General features: G+C 35.5%; 14 protein-coding genes and 1 pseudogene. 13 read left to right on the top strand and 2 right to left on the bottom strand.

Going from position 1 to position 17,992, the window contains the following annotated elements:
- Positions 1-16: 16 nt before the first annotated feature.
- Positions 17-1,963 carry a glycosyltransferase gene (locus tag HPT30_RS11270; RefSeq protein ID WP_175371487.1) on the top strand — a complete coding sequence of 649 codons (1,947 nt, stop codon included), beginning with the start codon at positions 17-19 and terminating at the stop codon, positions 1,961-1,963.
- Positions 1,964-2,027: 64 nt separating this feature from the next.
- Here HPT30_RS11270 and tagD read toward each other — a convergent pair whose 3' ends face one another.
- Positions 2,028-2,417, bottom strand: coding sequence for a glycerol-3-phosphate cytidylyltransferase (tagD, locus tag HPT30_RS11275; protein ID WP_175371488.1), 390 nt, complete (start codon positions 2,415-2,417; stop codon positions 2,028-2,030).
- Between the two features lie 13 nt (positions 2,418-2,430).
- Positions 2,431-3,831, bottom strand: a complete 1,401-nt coding sequence (locus HPT30_RS11280) for a CDP-glycerol glycerophosphotransferase family protein (protein WP_246317036.1) — start codon at positions 3,829-3,831, stop codon at positions 2,431-2,433.
- A 283-nt stretch (positions 3,832-4,114) separates the two neighbouring features.
- Here HPT30_RS11280 and HPT30_RS11285 point away from each other — a divergent pair, with 283 nt between their 5' ends.
- The 12 genes and pseudogenes from HPT30_RS11285 to HPT30_RS31335 form a co-directional block, all read left to right on the top strand.
- Entirely contained in the window at positions 4,115-6,139 is a 2,025-nt protein-coding gene (locus HPT30_RS11285; protein WP_175371490.1) for a glycosyltransferase, read from the top strand.
- A complete protein-coding gene (locus tag HPT30_RS11290; protein ID WP_246317037.1) occupies positions 6,132-8,390 on the top strand; it encodes a glycosyltransferase in 2,259 nt (752 codons plus the stop codon). Before HPT30_RS11285 ends, HPT30_RS11290 begins: the two co-directional genes overlap by 8 nt.
- A 26-nt stretch (positions 8,391-8,416) precedes the next feature.
- A complete protein-coding gene (locus tag HPT30_RS11295) occupies positions 8,417-9,496 on the top strand; it encodes a DegT/DnrJ/EryC1/StrS family aminotransferase (RefSeq protein WP_175371492.1) in 1,080 nt (359 codons plus the stop codon).
- Positions 9,497-9,524: 28 nt separating this feature from the next.
- Positions 9,525-11,096: a glycosyltransferase gene (locus tag HPT30_RS11300; RefSeq protein ID WP_175371493.1), complete on the top strand. Its 1,572-nt coding sequence runs from the start codon at positions 9,525-9,527 to the stop codon at positions 11,094-11,096.
- A gap of 135 nt (positions 11,097-11,231) precedes the next feature.
- Positions 11,232-12,287 (top strand): glycosyltransferase, encoded by a 1,056-nt coding sequence (locus tag HPT30_RS11305; RefSeq protein ID WP_175371494.1) that lies wholly within the window; start codon positions 11,232-11,234, stop codon positions 12,285-12,287.
- Positions 12,288-12,302: 15 nt separating this feature from the next.
- Complete coding sequence (locus tag HPT30_RS11310; RefSeq protein ID WP_175371495.1) at positions 12,303-13,301, top strand: 3-oxoacyl-ACP synthase III family protein; 999 nt, start codon at positions 12,303-12,305, stop codon at positions 13,299-13,301.
- Between the two features lie 20 nt (positions 13,302-13,321).
- Positions 13,322-13,561 carry a phosphopantetheine-binding protein gene (locus tag HPT30_RS11315; protein ID WP_175371496.1) on the top strand — a complete coding sequence of 80 codons (240 nt, stop codon included), beginning with the start codon at positions 13,322-13,324 and terminating at the stop codon, positions 13,559-13,561.
- 3 nt (positions 13,562-13,564) lie between these two features.
- Positions 13,565-14,617, top strand: a complete 1,053-nt coding sequence (locus tag HPT30_RS11320; RefSeq protein WP_175371497.1) for a ketoacyl-ACP synthase III — start codon at positions 13,565-13,567, stop codon at positions 14,615-14,617.
- A gap of 14 nt (positions 14,618-14,631) precedes the next feature.
- A complete protein-coding gene (locus HPT30_RS11325) occupies positions 14,632-15,399 on the top strand; it encodes an SDR family NAD(P)-dependent oxidoreductase (protein ID WP_175371498.1) in 768 nt (255 codons plus the stop codon).
- Positions 15,390-16,064 carry an LbetaH domain-containing protein gene (locus HPT30_RS11330; protein ID WP_175371499.1) on the top strand — a complete coding sequence of 225 codons (675 nt, stop codon included), beginning with the start codon at positions 15,390-15,392 and terminating at the stop codon, positions 16,062-16,064. Before HPT30_RS11325 ends, HPT30_RS11330 begins: the two co-directional genes overlap by 10 nt.
- A 207-nt stretch (positions 16,065-16,271) precedes the next feature.
- Complete coding sequence (locus HPT30_RS11335; RefSeq protein WP_175371500.1) at positions 16,272-16,910, top strand: acetyltransferase; 639 nt, start codon at positions 16,272-16,274, stop codon at positions 16,908-16,910.
- 412 nt (positions 16,911-17,322) lie between these two features.
- Positions 17,323-17,589 (top strand): annotated as a pseudogene (locus tag HPT30_RS31335) (hypothetical protein); the annotation flags it as partial.
- Positions 17,590-17,992 lie beyond the last annotated feature (403 nt).

The raw sequence follows: 17,992 nt of genomic DNA on the forward strand, positions 1-17,992 counted from the left end.
GGTTGGGGTTATTCATATGAAGCGACTAAGCGTTTGTATGATTGTTAAAGACGAAGAGGAGCTGCTGCCCCGCTGTCTAGAGAGTGTAACAGGTATCGCAGATGAAATTATTATTGTCGACACAGGATCAACGGACCGTACCAAACAAATTGCAGCTGCATACTCTGCACAGTTGTTTGACTTTACCTGGATTAATGATTTTTCAGCAGCTAGGAATGAATCCATTCGTCATGCAGCAGGGAAATGGGTATTAGTGCTTGATGCTGATGAATATTTGGCCAAGGAAGAGTATGATGAGTGGAACCAGTTTTTAGAGAATGAAGAGCCTCAAAACCACCTTGCCTATACTTTACCAGTCATCAACTTCACGGGAGATAGAGATTCGGATGATGAAATTAGCACGGCACCAATAACACGTTTATTTCCTAACTTTAAAGGGATATTTTTCGAAAGACCTATTCATGAGCAATTGACCAGAGGCAATCAAGGTGAGCTTTATCATAAGAAAGTCTCTATGAACATTTATCATACAGGTTATCAAACGAAAAGGTTAATTGAAAAAAATAAACATGAACGTAATATGACTATTTTTAACACTATGAAGAAAAATGATAGAATGAGCGAATACGATTGGTTTACCTTGGGCAACCAGTATCGGTATGGAAAGAACGTGGAAGAGGCTATTCGATGTTACGAGCGTGCATTAGTTGGTGATTCTTCCAGATTGGCATGGTATCCACATTGCTTAATTGGGCTAATTAGTTTGTACTTCCAAGAAAACCGTCTGGAATTGGTTGATAGGTTGACGACTAGTAAGTTAGTTACATTTACTGATTATGCTGAGTACCATGCGATTAAGGGAATTCAATATGAAACAATGGGCTTTTTCAATCAAGCGGAAGAGTGTTATCTTGAAGCCATTCGGATTGCAGAACAACGGGCTAAGAAGGAGCAAGAAATCTGGCTTGTTGATCCGATGTATAGCTTTGAGACTCCTGTACAGCAGTTAGTAGGAATATACTTTAGATTTAATGATAGTAAGCAGGCTATCTATTGGTTGTCGAGACTCCTTCAGAAGAATAACAAAAATCCCCAAGTGCTATTAAAATTAGTAGAGTGGTTATGTCAACATGAACAACAGGACGAAGTAATCGGATTTTTAAACAAAATTTATGATGTTACTAATATTGCTGACTGTGAATTGTTGTTCAAAGTCTCTCTTGTATTGGGGCAAGGGGAGTTGGTACGTTATTATTCCAGTCTTATGGATACGCTAGATAATCTTAGTCCGTTAGATCAATTGCGTTATGTGATCATAATGGAGGATCAGGAAACTTGGTTCAATTTTTCTGACTGGAATCAATCTGAATATGAAAATCAGTTGCAATTTTGGACGCAGGTTGCTGTAGGCGCTATTAAATGGAATCAACCAGACAAACTTGAAGAGATTTCTAAAAAGTATAATAAGAATATAGGTGACTTAACAACCATTATAGTCTCCTTTATACAAGGTAATTCGGAAAAGAATGATGAATTACTAATCAAATATGCGGACACTTTATTTTCAGTGGCTAAACAGTTGTTCTTAATAAAAGATTATGAACTTTTCGATAAATTTATTCAGCAATTGAAAACGCCAGAACTAATTAATAGATTGGCTAATTATTTCTTTAATCTTGGTCTTACCGAGATGGCGATGAATTATTATTCTGCTCTTCTAAATGGACAACAATTGGATCTGACTAGTTTAGTTAACTTAGGGATGTATCATGCTAACCAAAACTATTATGAGGATGCAGTTGAATTCCTCGGTGAAGCTGTAAAGCAGGAGCCAGGTTCTAAGCACCTTTACTATTCATTAATTAAATATGCCGATAAAGAAGCAAAGTCTATTTATATAAATCAATTTAAAGCAGAATGTCCAGATTACATTAATATTTCCTTTGTAAAGGAATTTTTATAACAATAAAAACTATAGTGTAAAACACAAAAAGGCGTCCTTAATAGAAGGATCGCCTTTTCCATGTTTATTTTTGTTGCAGATTTGTTTTAATAGAGGTTGTAGATATATCAGGTGTTCTCTGGAGATATACAACTTCACAGCAAGCTTTAAGTTCATCGAATTCACCTTCCCAATCATCCCCCATAACAAACACGTCAATATTTAAGTTTGCGATATCTAGTGTTTTTTGCTCCCAATGGTGCTCTGGAATAACCTCATCGACGTACTTGATGGCTTCAAGCATCATTTTACGCTTCTCATAGGAGAAATAGGCTTCCTTCTGTTTGATGGCATTAAAATCATCAGTAGAAAGAGCTACGGTTAGATGATCGCCAAGCTCTTTAGCTCTCTGTAATAAAAGAATGTGTCCGTAGTGCAGGAGGTCGAAAGTTCCGTAGGTGATTACCTTTTTCATAATGGCCTCCTTTTCATGTTATCGAATTTAACTTTCCTTCTAGAAGCTGTGTCATTTCTTGACGGGAACTCAGCCGGAGCGCTTCCTGATAATGTTCGATGGCAGCTGTAGAATCTCCCAGGAGTTCATAGACATAGCCCAAATTGTACAAAAGATCTTCGTCCCAAGGGAAATGCTTATGACCAGCCTGGAAGGTATTGATTGCCTCTTGTGCATCGTTGTTTAATAAATGCAGCATCCCATTCATGGCGAAAATATCTGGGTCTGCGGAATTGCTCTCGAGATATTGTTGAATTGCTTCATTAGCCTGGGCAAGATTGCCTTGCTCAATAATGTCTTGGATTTTACGTTTAACTTGCTGTTGCATGTTTTGGTACTGTGCGGATTGTTCACGTCTTTGATAGATTAATTGGAGGTTATCCTGGATATATGTATCAATAAGTTCCCATACCCTCACGGAAGAATGCGCATCTTGATATTTATGGCATAGGTTCAATATTGTATTTCTCTCATTTTCATACCATGTAGAATTTTTAAGATAATGAGAGATGGTCTCTTGCAATTCCTTCTGTGTATCAATTTTAGGTCCTGGTGTCCAGAATTCATAAGGTTCTAACAACAACCCCCGATTTGTCTTGTATTCTTCTAGATCGGTAGGAAGAAATACTACAGGGCGATTTAATAAAAGATAGTCGATGTATACAGAAGAGTAGTCTGTAAGAAGCATATCAGCTGCATTCAGCACATCATAAAGATCCATACCGGCTGACTCTAATGTAGTGTCATTCAATGTGTATATTTTCTCATCAGAAAGATCTTGTAATTCCTTAGAGAAGAACTTTTCTTCGAAAGGATGGAGTTTGATAATTAACATGATGTTTTGCTCACGCAGGAATTTTAATAGCTGCTGCTTATTGAATTCTGACAATCCAAATAGATTACTAAAGTTTTTCCCACCCTCCGTTTTATCAGGGTTTATTATGGATTTCCGGAAAGTGGGCATGAAAAAGATAATATTCTCTCCTGAATCATTCCATTGAGGTAATATATTCATTAAATTCGCTCGACCGTTTGCTGTCAGCAAGGCGTCATTTCGTGGGACACCTGTAATATGGTACTTTTGAATCCGCGCTCCATTACATGCATTCATAGCTGTGTTATACAGGGTGGAGTAAGACGTGATTATATCGACATTAGACCAATAATCGTTAATTTTCTCATCCGTTGTAGTTTCTTGCCGATCCATTTTAGCCATACCTTTTAGAGGGAAACCATGCCACAATTCGATATTTACCTTGTCACTCTGGGTACCGTGTTCACCGTGGGTTGTAATGTAAACATCGCTGTGATTCAGATTACGATTGTATAACGCCTCTTGTGCTGTGAGTAATTCTAGATCATATTTGTTTCTCATCGCGTCTGTAGCTGCATGATATAAGTAATAATTATTGGAACCTGATGAAGAGGTATGAAACATAGTGATTTTGATTTTGTTAGAGATCATCTGTAGTCCTTTCGTGAACAGGATAGTTATCTTATATATTTATCGGTAAAAATACTTATAGGGTAAAGCAATATTCACTAATACATATTTAGAATATATTCAGTCGTTATATTTACTCAGAAGGCTCCATTATTTCGACAAAATAACCGATATAAATCTTAAAAGGTAATCATATATTTGGGGGCGCTTATTAATGCAAAGGACAAGTATCATTATGGTTGTTTTTCCAAATCAATTCGAATATATGAAGGCATCAATTGAAAGTATTCGTCGGTTTACCAAAAAAGGTTCCTATGAATTAATTGTCGTTGAAAGCGGTGGCTCTTTCGAGACGAGAAATTGGTTAGCTGAAGAAACGGAAATCAGATCCCTGTTTTTTGACCAAGAGCTTACCATGAGTCAGGCCTTAAATGAAGGAATTAAAATCTCTAACTGCGATTCTATATTGATCATGCATCAAGATACGTTGGTAACTGAGAACTGGTTAGATCTACTATTGGAGGAGCTTTATAAGAACGATAGTATTGGAGCAGTAGGACCTCTAACAAATTTTGCTGATGATGAGCAAGCTGACACCGTTCAGTTTTCATCAATGGAAGAGATGCTTGCATATGCTAAGGGTATAAATAAAGTGGGGTCAACGGAAGAGAGATTAACCTTATCCGGTTTTTGTCTGTTGTTCAAAAGGTCCTTGTTGGAACGTATAGGGGGACTCGATGAGCAGCTGGATGGGAACATAGCGATTATTGATTTTTGCCTACGTATTAAAGAGAGTGCTTATAACTTAGTATTATGCAGATATGTTTACGTACATCATTATGGTATTAACGAGATCAATAATAGCAAGGTTTTTCTTAGAAGATTTAAGTCTAAATGGGGCTTTAGTTCTTCAGCTCTTAAAGGAGAAACTAACGTCTTTCGTTTATTTGCTATCCCCAATGAAGCTGCCTGTAATGTCCTGGTTGTGGGTCCAATTAAAGGAATAAGCTCAACAACAATAAAAATAAAACAAATGTATCCGAATGCTAGAATTGAATATTGCGATAGTAAACAGCTTCCTGTTTTTAATAGCGCTGAGAAATTTAATTGCATTGTATTAAGTTCCTTCGTTGATCCTGAGTCTACGCTATCGCATGCGAAAGAACTGTTAGCAGTGCATGGTCAATTACTTATTGAGTTCTCCAATATTAATTACGTTGGGATAATAAAACGATTACTGTTGGGTGAAGGGTTAGAAGATGAGAAACGGTATTGGAAATTAGCAGATATACCCCCACTCTTTGAAGAGGCTGGATTTCAAGAATTGGATTTTGAATATGTGTTCGATAGTCTCAGTGAGCAAGATAATACTTTTATTGGGGATCTCGGTGAGTTGGTTGAGGAGTTGCCTCAAGAGTTCGAAATATCAAGTTTTTTGGTAAGTGGGCGATTGATTCCTAAAAATGAGTTGCTGCATGAACTGTTCGGTAGGTTACTTCCAAGTCCAAGTGACGAGGTTCTGTCTAACATACTGCGCTTTTCTACAACACAAATTATTGCTTCATTAGATAGCTATGATGGGCTCTCTGTGCCTTTGTTAAATTACTTAGGAATATCTAATTTTGAAAGAAAACAACTAGATGATGTTATACCGTATTTAGCAAAAGCATACGAACTTGAAAGGGATAACTCCTTAACACTTATTAATTTAGCTACAGTCATGCATTCATTGGGCGATGATGAAAAGGCCTTGAATTGGCTTGAATGCATTGGAGATAAGAGCGAGCATGTAAACAAATGGATTAGCGAATTAAAGCAAAGTATTCACAATAGTAAAATCGCTGAAACTAAGGTTAAGTTTCTTTTACGTAGGGTTGAACATGATGTGGAACGTGAAGAAGCTTTGATGGAGTTAATAACTTTATTAGATCAAAACGATGTCTCTACTACTGAAATTATAAATTCAGTAATGCTTGATATTGTAGACAAAACTGGAACATTTAATCGTGTAGCAATAAATTGTTTCAATTCAGCCTTGTATGAAGCTGTAGTACCTCTGTTAGAGAAATCATATTCTGTGGATCCTCAGGATGAAGACACTTTATTTAACTTGGGGTACATGTTGTTCAAATTTGGAGCTTTCAACGAGGCATTGGATTTTGTGAAGCAAATTCGTAAACCGGATGAGGAAATACTAAAATTGCAACATGATATTGAGGAGTGTATTAAACATGGATGAGAAGAAAATTTGTTTCATTACATGTCTCAACGATGAGGTTTTATATGAGGAGTCTGTTCGATATATTCACTCGCTAAATATACCCAATGGATTTCAAATTGAACTGATAGCAATTCGAGAAGCCAGAAGTATGGCTGAGGGATACAATCATGCGATGAAGCAGTCTGATGCAAAGTACAAGGTATATCTGCATCAAGACACATTCATTATTAACAAGGACTTTATTTTGGACATAGTAAATCTATTCAATAATTATCATAGCCTTGGAATGCTAGGGGTAATAGGGGCTAAAAATATACCTACAAACGGTGTATGGTGGAAATCAAGTGATCGTTATGGGAAGGTATATGATAATAGTCGCTACAATGAAATAGCAATCTTTCAGGGGAATTATGTTAGAGGAGACTATGAAACTGTTGATGCAGTAGACGGATTAATATTGATCACACAATATGATTTAGGCTGGAGAGAAGACTTATTTAAGGCTTGGCAAATGTATGATATGTCCCAAGCCTTTGAATTCAGGAGAGCAGGCTATGAAGTTGGTGTGGCGAAACAAAATGAATGCTGGTGTATTCATGATTGTAATTCATTAAAAACAGAGGAATATGAATACCAAAGAGAGGTTTTCCTAGAAGAGTATTCAAAAGATGTTTTTCCTTTAGTAAGTGTACTGATTCCAACCTACAACAGACCTGAATTGCTTCAACAAGCACTTGAGAGTGTGATAAATCAGACATATAAAAATATTGAAATTATTATATGCGATGATTCAACGAATTTTCTGACTTACACAATGATGCAAGCCTATATAAATAAATATCCTAATATAATCTACATAAAGAATGAGGAAAGACAAGAGATTAATAATTGGCAGAAATGCCTCGAGCTCGCTCAAGGAAAGTATATTAACTATTTAATGGATGACGACTTATTTGCCTTAACTAAGGTGGAAAAAATGGTGGATTATTTCTTGCGATTGCCAAATCTAAAATTGGCAACTTCATATAGAAGACTAATAGACGAATTTAACAATGAATTACCTGATAGAAGAGCTAATGTATCCCCTTTCCAAGAAGACACTGTAATAAAGGGTTATGCACTAGGCAATGTTGTACTCAAGAATTTAAATAACATGATAGGCGAACCTTCGACTGTTATGTTCAAAAGGGAAGATGTGGAGTTTTTTGGAAAGTTTAAAAACAAAAGCTTCTTTATGTTAAATGACCTTGCTACTTGGTTAGCGCTGCTTTCAAAAGGCACAGCTGTATATATAGCTGAACCGCTAAGTTATTTTAGGCAGCACGCTGGTCAAAACCAAAGAAATCTAAAATACCTGGGCAAAAGTATTCCTGACTGGTATAACCTTATAGATTCTGCCCATTCCAGTGTTTATCTGAAGAATATTAAAGATTATAAAACAACACTTCAGAATTATATTACTCACATGATGAGTATTGTTCAAGTTTACAATCAAGAGCATTCTTCTCAAATGCTCTTAGAGATAAACGCAGCTAGTTATATTAGTACAGCCGCAAATAAACTATTGGAGTATCCAGATACGTATTGTTGTAATTTTTGTGAAAGTAATTTTGATGAATTTAAGGCTTGGTCAGATAAATTTGACTCAGATCGCTATGATTACGAAATGTATAATAAATTTACCGCTATATGTCCCGTGTGTGGATGCTTTGATAGAGAGCGGCTAATTAGATTTTATATAGATCAACTTGCAAGCGGCATAGATAACAAACATAAATTACTTCATATCGCTCCGGAGAGTAACTTAAGAAGATGGCTGGAAAATGAAGTCAATACTTATATAGCTGGCGATTTGTTCCCGTCCGATTTGGAAACCCAAAAAATAGACATTACGGATATTAGCTATGAGAATGATAGTTTTGATGTTGTAATATGTAGTCATGTTCTAGAACATGTTCCTGATGACACAAGAGCATTAAAAGAGTTCTATCGTGTATTAAAACCAGGTGGTTGGGGCATTCTCCAGGTGCCGATCGCCCTAAATATTGACAAAACATACGAAGATGCAAGCATAGTTACACCAGAAGATAGATTAGAAGCTTTTGGGCAGGAAGATCATGTGAGAATGTATGCTCGAGATTATGTAGATCGATTATTAGCTGTTGGTTTTTCTGTAGAAGTATTTAACATTTTTGACAGGTATGGTCTTAATGAAGCTATTAAGTATGGACTTTCAGAACAAGATAATTTGTATGTTGTACACAAATAATTAATGTGCAAATGGGGCCAATTCATATGATTAATGTGACAAAAACTTATCTTCCGGACCGTGAAAAATTCAAGCAGTATGTGGATCGGATTTTTGACTCGGGATGGATTACTAATAATGGAGAATTGGTTAAAATACTTCAGCAAAAACTTTCTGATTATCTTAAAGTTAAACATATACATTTAGTCTCAAATGGAACAACATCGCTCCAAATAGCTTACAAAGCACTTGGTTTAACAGGTGAAGTTATAACAACGCCATTTTCATTTGTTGCAACAACAAGTTCACTTGTTTGGGAGGGATTAACTCCTGTTTTCGTTGATATTGATGAACTAACTTACTGTATTAACACTGATAAAATTGAAGAGAAGATTACGGAAAGAACCTCTGCAATCGTTGCTACTCATGTTTTTGGAAATACATGTAATATTGAGGAGATAGAACGAATAGCCCGAAAATACAACTTAAGAGTAATATATGATGCAGCGCATTCTTTTGGAGTTAAGTACAAGGGCAGAAGTGTATATAGCTACGGGGATATCTCTATAGCAAGCTTCCACAGCACCAAAGTATTTCACACGATTGAAGGCGGCGCTCTTATTATGAATGATGATACAGTATATGAAAAAGTAAAAAATATGAGTAATTTTGGGATAACTGGACCTGAGCAAATAATTGGACTAGGTATCAACGCCAAGATTAATGAGTTCGAGGCGGCAATGGGCTTATGCTTGCTTGATGAAATTGATGAAAATATAAGGAGAAGAGAGAGGGTCTACTCTCTCTATAGAGATACATTCGTTGAAGAACCTCGTATTAAATTGCAAGAATGGAATGCAGATGGCAGTTATAATTATGGATATTTCCCCTTAGTGTTCGAGAATGAGGAGATTTTGTTAAAGGTAATTTCAGCTTTAAACGAAAAAGGAATAAACCCGAGAAGATATTTTTATCCTTCATTAGACAGACTTTCATATATTGACAGTGATTATATGAAAGTTTCCAATTCTATTGCTGAACGAATTATTTGTTTGCCTCTGTATGAAACCTTGTCTTTCAGGGATCAAATGAATATTATACAAACAATTCAAGAGGCATTAGATTAAAGGGGCGTTATTAAGGGGAGCATTAAATATGAATGAGTATAAAATATGTTTTATTACATGTTTAAATGATAAGATTTTGTATAGTGAGACGGTTCGATATATAAGATCTCTTTCTGTTCCTAACGGATACGAGGTGGAATTGGTATCAATATGTGATTATAGGTGTTTGAGTGAAGGATATGATAGGGGGATGCGTCAATCTGATGCTAAATATAAAGTTTATCTACATCAGGACACCCTTATTATAAATAAAAGCTTTATTTCGGATATTTTGAGTATTTTTTTAAATAATTCCAAATTAGGAATGTTAGGTGTTCTTGGAGCGAAAAAACTACCTCCCAATGGATTTTTTAGTGATGCAAAAGAGTGCTATGGAATGGTTTGTGAAAGTAATGGTCCTAGTGGAATTAAGATCTTGAATGCGAACGAAGTATTGAGTGATTACGAACCTGTTGAGGCAATAGACGGATTAATAATGGTAACTCAGTATGATGTTACATGGAGGAGTGATTTGTTTCTAGATTGGCATATGTATGATATATCACAAGCAATAGAATTTAAGCGGGCTGGTTATGAGGTCGGCGTTCCAAGACAAGAAAGTTCTTGGTGTATGCACGATCGGAGTCTATTAGATTATACTGGATATGAGGAGGAGAGATTAGCCTTTCTTAAGGAATACTCGGAGGATCTTTTTCCACTAGTAAGTATATTGATTCCTGCTTGCAATAAGCCATACCATTTGGAACTCGCTTTGCAAAGTGTATTATATCAATCTTATCATAATGTTGAGATTATTATAGGTGATGATAGCACTAACGATGAAGTGCAAAAAATCGTGGAACCTTATCTGGAAAGATATAAAAGAATAACATATTACAGAAATGAAAAAAAACCAGGTGCGGTAAATTTATATAAACTATATTCTCTAGCCAGAGGAGAATTTATCAATTTTCTGATGGATGATGATTTGTTCGTATATGACAAAATAGAGAAAATGGTAATGCAATTTTATAAACATGACACTATTTCTTTAGTTACATCGCGTAGACAACTAATAGATGAGAATGGAGAGTTCTTAAACCTAAAAAACTACTCCGAGGTAATCTTTAGTGAAAATACAATTCTGAATGGTATGGAATTGGGTTCCCAGTTGCTAAGTAAAAGTTCAAATTTGATAGGTGAACCAACTACAGGAATGTTTAGAAGAAAGGAAATAGAAAAGTACGGATTTTATTATGATAAAGATTTCAATGCTTTAAACGATGTTGCTACCTGGATAACTTTGATGGAAAAAGGGGATGTTTTGTATCTAGCCGAGTCTTTAAGTTATTCTAGACAATATTCTGAACAAAACAAGGTGACTTCCCAATACAAAATTCTTGGTATGGATGAATGGCTAAGATTAATTATAGAATCTAGAAAACATGGTTTTTTTAAAAATGATCTGATGTACAAGGAAGCGATTTCAAATTATTTGAAGCTAACTTTGGATGTCGTTTCATCTTTTCATAAGGAAGAATTAATTCAAACGTTAGATGTATCATATATTCAAGAAAATTTTGATAGGGCTATGAAGGAGTTTCTGGCATATCAAACTTAAAAAGAAATATCAAAGATATTAAGGAGTTATTTAAGATTTCAGTTGGATATCCGTAGTTGCAAAAAATGAAAGCATTGACTTTGTGTATTGGTGAATTAAACGCTGTTAACTTAGTTCTATTGGGAGAATTTATAGATGAATCATAAAAGACGCCTTGCTGTTATAGATACGAAGTTCCCCTGGATGATGAGCGGTTTTCGCTATTGGGAAAATTTTTATATAAATCAAGAACGGCCGGATACATTCTTTTTTGCTGTACAACCGCATTCTGATCCATTTCCAGCAAAAGTTTACCATTTGGAAGAATTCGAGAGTGTGGTAATAAGACATGGAATCACTGATGTATATTGTGTATTCTTAAACTTGACGCTAAGTTTACTTGGAGAAAACGTTAGAGGAAATGATAAAATACCAGGCTCGAATTCTTCATGGTCTATCAAAGAAATTATTGAAAAATATAATCTTAAACTTCATACTACGCTCTATCCCGGTGGAGGTTTGGAACCTAGTACTCCAGAAGAATATATTGAGCGCGCAGGTCGTAGCTGTGAAACGGTATTTACGAATATAAACGAGGTGTCTGATTTAATCCCGAAAAGTATATATAATCCTGGTATTATTAACAGTGAATTTTACAAAATGCAAGAGAAGGAAAATCAATTTCCGATACAACTAATATTTTGCGCGGGTAACGCCATACGAAAGGGTTTTCCTACATTAGTCGAAGCCTTTAATCGATTGAATGATGACTTTCACTTGCATATAGTGGGGAACTGGAGTAATGAATTAAGCAGCTTTACTAATCGTAATTTTACTTTTCATGGCTCATTAAATCCGTTACAACTTAGACAATTATATAAAAAATGTCATGTTTTTATTAGTTGTAGCACTCAAGATAATTTGGCGCTAGATGGTTTTCCAACAACAGCTGCTGCTGAGGCGATGGCGACAGGCTGTATTCTAGTAAGTACCAATGCAAGAAAAGACGAGAGAATGTTTCAGGCAGAGAAAGATTATTATGAGATTAAGGAAAATAGTCCAGAAATTCTTTATGAAACCTTGAACCGTATTCGTAATGATTTTCCTGCTATACAACAAATGGGGTATCGAGCAGCAAGAAAGAATCAATCTTTACTAGATGCTAAAATGAATGTTAGGAAAAAATTAGAGATAATTTTAGCGGACTCTTAATAAATAGGGGGCTATATGAAGAGAGCTATTGTAAAAGCAATAGAATATTATGTTCCTGAGAAGTATGAGGAAAACTCTACGGAAGATAGCATTACTGGTAAGATTGGAATACTCCAAAGGCCTATTACTGGGGTAGATGAATTCGCTTCTGACTTGGCAATTTTTGCTGTGAATAAGCTTTTTGATAACAATTCCACTTTACAAAAGAGTGCAGTAGATATGCTTATTTATTGTACACAATCTCCAGATTATATTCTTCCTACAACAGCATGCGTGCTCCAAGACGCTTTAGATTTGCCGCGAAATTGTGCTGCGTTTGATGTGAACTTAGGATGCTCAGGATATGTATATGGACTGTCAATTGCAAAGGCATTTATCGAATCTGGAATTGCTAACAATATTTTATTAATAACCTCTGATACGTACAGTAAGTATATTAATGAGAATGATAGAAGCGTTAAAGTTCTTTTTGGGGATGGGGCCAGTGCAACGCTTGTATCCTGGGTTGATTCAGAGCATGAACTTATTGGGCCGTTCATTTTTGGTACAGACGGAGGCGGTAAAGATAGTTTAATTATTAAGGCTGGAGGTTTAAAAGAACCCATATCTAATGAATCTGGAATTGAGGAGTTAGATGCATACGGAAATTTGAGGTCAAGGAAAAATTTATACATGAACGGTTCAGCTATCTTTAATTTTGCGTTAAAAGAAATACCAACTGCAATTGGAGATCTATTAAAATTATCAGGAACAATCCTGGAAGAATATGATCGATTTGTATTTCATCAGGCTAACAAATATATGAATGAAAGTTTAAGGAGGAGGTTGAAAATCCCAGAAGAAAAGTTCTCATTAAACATAGAACTATTTGGGAACACTGTCTCTTCCAGTATTCCGATTGCGATATGCGAAGATATTAAAAATAATAAGATCATAGGAAATAACAAGCTAATGTTAGTTGGTTTTGGTGTGGGATATTCATGGGCGGCGTGTAACCTTATAATTAATCTTTAAAAAAAGAGAGGAAAATGAAAATGAATACAGTTGAATTTGTGCAACAATTAGAAGATCAGGTAATCATGCCAGATGAAGAGGGGATGATTTCTTTAGAAACTAACCTCGATGACCTTACTGAGTGGGATTCATTAGCGAAAATCGCATTTTTAGCTTTTGCCGATAGAGAACTTGATTCCAATATAACTCCCACACAACTCGAAAACTGTAAAACAATACTTGATCTTTACAATTTAGTATCTGAAAAAAATGAGAATTAAGAAATGTTGATTAAGACAAAAAATGTTTCCATACGGGGAGTTTACGCTGCTTTACCTAATAATGAAATTGATTTGAGTGCGGATTCTCCGCATTTCAGTAATAAAGAAATCAAAAAGACTTTAAATATGATCGGAACAAAAAAAGTTTTTAGAGCAACCGACAAACAAACCACAAGTGACCTATGCTTTTCTGCCGCCGAACATTTATTGCGAGATATGGGTTGGGAAAAAGAAAGTGTAGATGCAATTATTCTCGTGACTCAGACACCGGATTTTATACTGCCTTCAACATCTTGTATTCTGCAAAGTAAATTGGGACTTTCACCAAAATGCATAGCTTTTGATATTTCGTTAGGTTGTTCTGGATATATATATGGAATGTATATTGTTTCACAACTTATTCAATCGGGAGCAATAAAACGTGCTTTGCTTCTAGTTGGAGACACTATATCCAAAATGGTATCTCCCTCTGACCGCTCTGTTTCTTTATTGTTTGGTGATGCAGGAACTGCAACAGCTATGGAGTATTGTCCAAATGCAGAAAGCATCTCCTTCTCGCTTGGAACTGACGGAAATGGAGCACAGCACTTGATCGTACCTTCTGGAGGTTATAGACAACCGAGGGACGATACATCTAATCATCGATTACTCCAAGAAGATGGTCACATAAGATCTATGGAAGATTTATTTATGAACGGGACGGAGGTCTTTAACTTTACAACTGAAACTGTTCCTGTTTTATTGAAAGAAATTACTGATTATTGCGCGTGGGAAGAGGAAGACGTTGATTTCTATTTACTTCATCAGGCAAACAGATTTATGTTAGACTTCCTTAGGAGAAAAAGTGGCATTAGCTCAGAAAAATTACTAATTAATATAGAAAAGTTTGGTAATACAAGCTCCGCATCTATTCCTTTACTATTATGCGATTTTGGAGATGTTTTTAGTAAAGACGAGAAAAGAAATATAGTTTTATGCGGGTTTGGTGTAGGTCTTTCTTGGGGGGCAGCAGCCCTGTCAATAGACAACCTCACTACATCAATTATCTATGTGTAGAGAGTGGTGATATCTTGAACAAGAGTCCTTATAGTTTAGAAGGGAGAATTATCTTAGTAACAGGTGCATCTTCTGGAATAGGGAGAGTGATAGCACGAGTTCTAGATCAATTTGGTGCTAGGCTTATTTTAATGGGGAGAAATGAACAAGCGTTGACGAGAACGCTAGAGAGTTTGGATTCGAATAAAAAGCATCTTGTGGCTCCGTTTGATTTAAATGATTTACATGAAATAAAAAAATGGATGAGTGAATTTACAGTTAAGCATTCAATCAAATTGGATGGAGCGGTACATTCAGCAGGTATTCAGTATACTTTACCTTTACGTATTAATGATATTGATCATTACGAAGACATTATACGAATAAATTTTAAGGCTGGGGCGGCTTTGTTGCAAAGTATGCTTAACAGAAAACATGCTAATTCTAAATTTTCTTTTATTTTTATTAGCTCGGTGATGGGAAGTGTCGGTGAAGCTGGAATTACTGCATATGCTTCCTCAAAAGGTGCTATTAATTCCTTTGTGAAATCTGCAGCTTTGGAAGTAGCAGCTCAAAAAGGAAGAGTTAATGCTATTGCTCCTGGGTTTGTTGTATCAGAAATGTCAGATGAATTATTTTCCAAGCTTACAGAAGAGCAGCGTAGAAAAATAATAGCTAAACACCCATTAGGAATAGGCAGTTCAGAAGATGTTGCATATGGAGTTGTCTACTTGCTTTCAGAGGCAGCTAAATGGATAACAGGAACTGTATTAACCGTTGACGGAGGGTACACATGTCATTAAGAAAACGTCTTGTTATTGTAGGTGCTGGCGTTTTAGGGAAACAGGTGTGGTGTTGGGCTAATGATACACCCTGTAATTCTAAAGATTGGGATTCTGTAGTTTTTATTAATGACGAAATAGAAAATGCACAAAAAGAGCTTTATAACTCTAATATACCCGGTCTAATTATTTCGACAATTGATGATTATGCACCGCAGTGTAACGATGTGTGCATATGTGCTATTGTTCAGCCAAAAAGAAAACTGAATGTAGTTGAACAATTGGAGAAAGAAGGGGCTGAATTTATCAATATATTCCATCCAACGGCCATTATTGGCAAGGGTTGTAGATTGGGAACTGGTATTATTTTGTGCCCTTATACTGTGTTGACCGTGAATGTTACATTAGGCAGTCATGTAATTGTCGATATTGCATCTTCAATTGGTCATGATTCTAAGATTGGTGAAGGAGTTACAATAGATTCTCATTGCGACATAACAGGATACTGTGAGATACAAAGGGGCTCTTTCATTGGTGCCGGTACAAGTGTCCTTCCCAATAGTATAGTTGAAGAGAATGCAGAGGTATGTGCTGGAAGTGTTGTGTTAAAGAAAGTTAGAGCAAACAGGATGGTTATTGGTAACCCAGCTTATTATGTTGATAAAAAGGTATTAGAATATAAATAAAGCATGTAGATAAATAGGAGAATTATTATATTTTTTAATAATAAGCAAATAAATCTATTTATTTGACGATAAATAATGATACTCAATTTAATCTTAAGTGCCCTGGTAATTATGAGCAGTGTGCTTTCGAATTTCTCGAGTCAGACCTTGTTTAAATATGAAGAGTAGCAGTATGAATTGAAATAGCTACCGATCAGGAGTGATATATTGGGGAAACGTCTTGTTATAGCCGGAGCTGGAAGTTTTGGAAGAGAGGTATGGCAGTGGTCAGAACATATTGCAATAGAAAATAAAAGCTGGGATTCAGTAGTGTTTATTAATGACATAGATACTAGTGAGAAAATCGCTGAATCTCAGATCGATTGTCCAATTATATCTAATATTGACGATTATACGCCTCTAGAAAATGATGTAGTCGTATGCGCTGTTGGAAATCCAATAGGTAAGTTGAACATAGTGAATAGGCTAAAAGAGAAAAATGTTCAATTTACGAATATAATACATCCTACAGTGATAATTGGTAGTGGAGTTCAATTAGGAATAGGAATTGTGCTTTGTCCCTATACAACTGTCTCTGTCAATGCTCAATTAAGAGATCATGTCGCTGTAAATATTTGTTGCACAATAGGTCATGATTCAAAAATAGGAGAAGGTGCAGTTATTAGTGCCCACTGTGATATAACAGGTTTTTGTGAGATTGATGATGGAGTGTTTTTGGGTTCGGGAGCAAGATTGCTTCCCAATAGCAATGTAGGCTCATTTGCAACGGTCGGGGCAGGGTGTGTAGTTCTGAAAGAAGTAGAGGCATACAAAACAGTTGTAGGTGTTCCAGCAAGATACATTTAGTGTACTTGAGTTATTTAGTGGGCTTATGGAGGTAGGATTATGGAATGCTTCAATCAAGGGAATGTTGAAAAATCTCGAAATAGTAAATTCAATCCATTCAATTATAGATAATGAAGATAACTATGCTATCGCCATAAATTCAATTGTCACTGAGTTTCTTACTCTTAATAGCTATATTAGGGAGCGTTCAGATAATTATATTTTACTTGAGGAAAAAATTATTGATCTGTTAGTAAGCATTATTGATTTGTTTAACCGAAGAGAATATGAAATATTAACTCGAAAATCGAAGCAGTTGATAGAGAACGTTTAGTAACGGTCGATAATAGTTTAAAGGGAAATAACTATTTCAGCGGTAATAGTGTGTATAAATTATTTCACCTCAAAAGTAGCCTGAGTCCTTAGAGATAATAACTATAATATTGTAGCCTATGTAGATAACACAAAAGCAATTGCAGGAGAAAATATAGGTAGTTATTCAATAATCTCGGAAGATGATCTTAAATATTATGAATTCGATTTTCTGCTGATCTTGAAGAAAGAGGATCTGAGTGATTCTTTCAAAGATAAAAATCTTTCCCAGTGCGTTGATTACTATTCTTATGGAATGCGTTATATAGATAAGTACTACGAATTGTTTAGAACAAGAATTTACATAGTATGTTGTATTCTCAATTAGAAGAGTCAAAATATAATAAAAAATTATGGGAATTTCCTATACGCAACGTGGAATTGATGAAAGATACTTTTCAAGAAACACTCTGAAACTATGTAATAGTTCTCAGGACTTGTATTTTGACTACCGAGTACAGTAAAAATAACTTTAAACATTGTATGTTAGGTCTTTCTTATTATTCATTTAATTACGACCTTTCATTGTCCAAATCACAAGAATCTTTAGTAAGGGAATTATATTATTCGGACTATTAGATTCCCACCATTTAGAGATTCAAAACGTAGACCACATTCCTATTGGTCTAGAAAGCATAGATAAAATAATACCCACCCAAGTTCTTCACGAATAAAATTCTATTTAAGGCTTTTATTAAGCACCATAGTGAGGATGAGATTTCTCGAATAGA

Origin of the sequence: Paenibacillus agri (assembly GCF_013359945.1) — a bacterium.
Lineage (GTDB): Bacteria > Bacillota > Bacilli > Paenibacillales > Paenibacillaceae > Paenibacillus_AQ > Paenibacillus_AQ agri.

Excerpts from the sequence above, each read along its gene's own strand:
- HPT30_RS11270 (WP_175371487.1), top strand. The coding sequence starts at position 17 with ATGAAGCGACTAAGCGTTTGTATGATTGTTAAAGACGAAGAGGAGCTG.
- tagD (WP_175371488.1), bottom strand. The coding sequence starts at position 2,417 with ATGAAAAAGGTAATCACCTACGGAACTTTCGACCTCCTGCACTACGGA.
- HPT30_RS11280 (WP_246317036.1), bottom strand. The coding sequence starts at position 3,831 with ATGAGAAACAAATATGATCTAGAATTACTCACAGCACAAGAGGCGTTA.
- HPT30_RS11285 (WP_175371490.1), top strand. The coding sequence starts at position 4,115 with ATGCAAAGGACAAGTATCATTATGGTTGTTTTTCCAAATCAATTCGAA.
- HPT30_RS11290 (WP_246317037.1), top strand. The coding sequence starts at position 6,132 with ATGGATGAGAAGAAAATTTGTTTCATTACATGTCTCAACGATGAGGTT.
- HPT30_RS11295 (WP_175371492.1), top strand. The coding sequence starts at position 8,417 with ATGATTAATGTGACAAAAACTTATCTTCCGGACCGTGAAAAATTCAAG.
- HPT30_RS11300 (WP_175371493.1), top strand. The coding sequence starts at position 9,525 with ATGAATGAGTATAAAATATGTTTTATTACATGTTTAAATGATAAGATT.
- HPT30_RS11305 (WP_175371494.1), top strand. The coding sequence starts at position 11,232 with ATGAATCATAAAAGACGCCTTGCTGTTATAGATACGAAGTTCCCCTGG.
- HPT30_RS11310 (WP_175371495.1), top strand. The coding sequence starts at position 12,303 with ATGAAGAGAGCTATTGTAAAAGCAATAGAATATTATGTTCCTGAGAAG.
- HPT30_RS11315 (WP_175371496.1), top strand. The coding sequence starts at position 13,322 with ATGAATACAGTTGAATTTGTGCAACAATTAGAAGATCAGGTAATCATG.
- HPT30_RS11320 (WP_175371497.1), top strand. The coding sequence starts at position 13,565 with ATGTTGATTAAGACAAAAAATGTTTCCATACGGGGAGTTTACGCTGCT.
- HPT30_RS11330 (WP_175371499.1), top strand. The coding sequence starts at position 15,390 with ATGTCATTAAGAAAACGTCTTGTTATTGTAGGTGCTGGCGTTTTAGGG.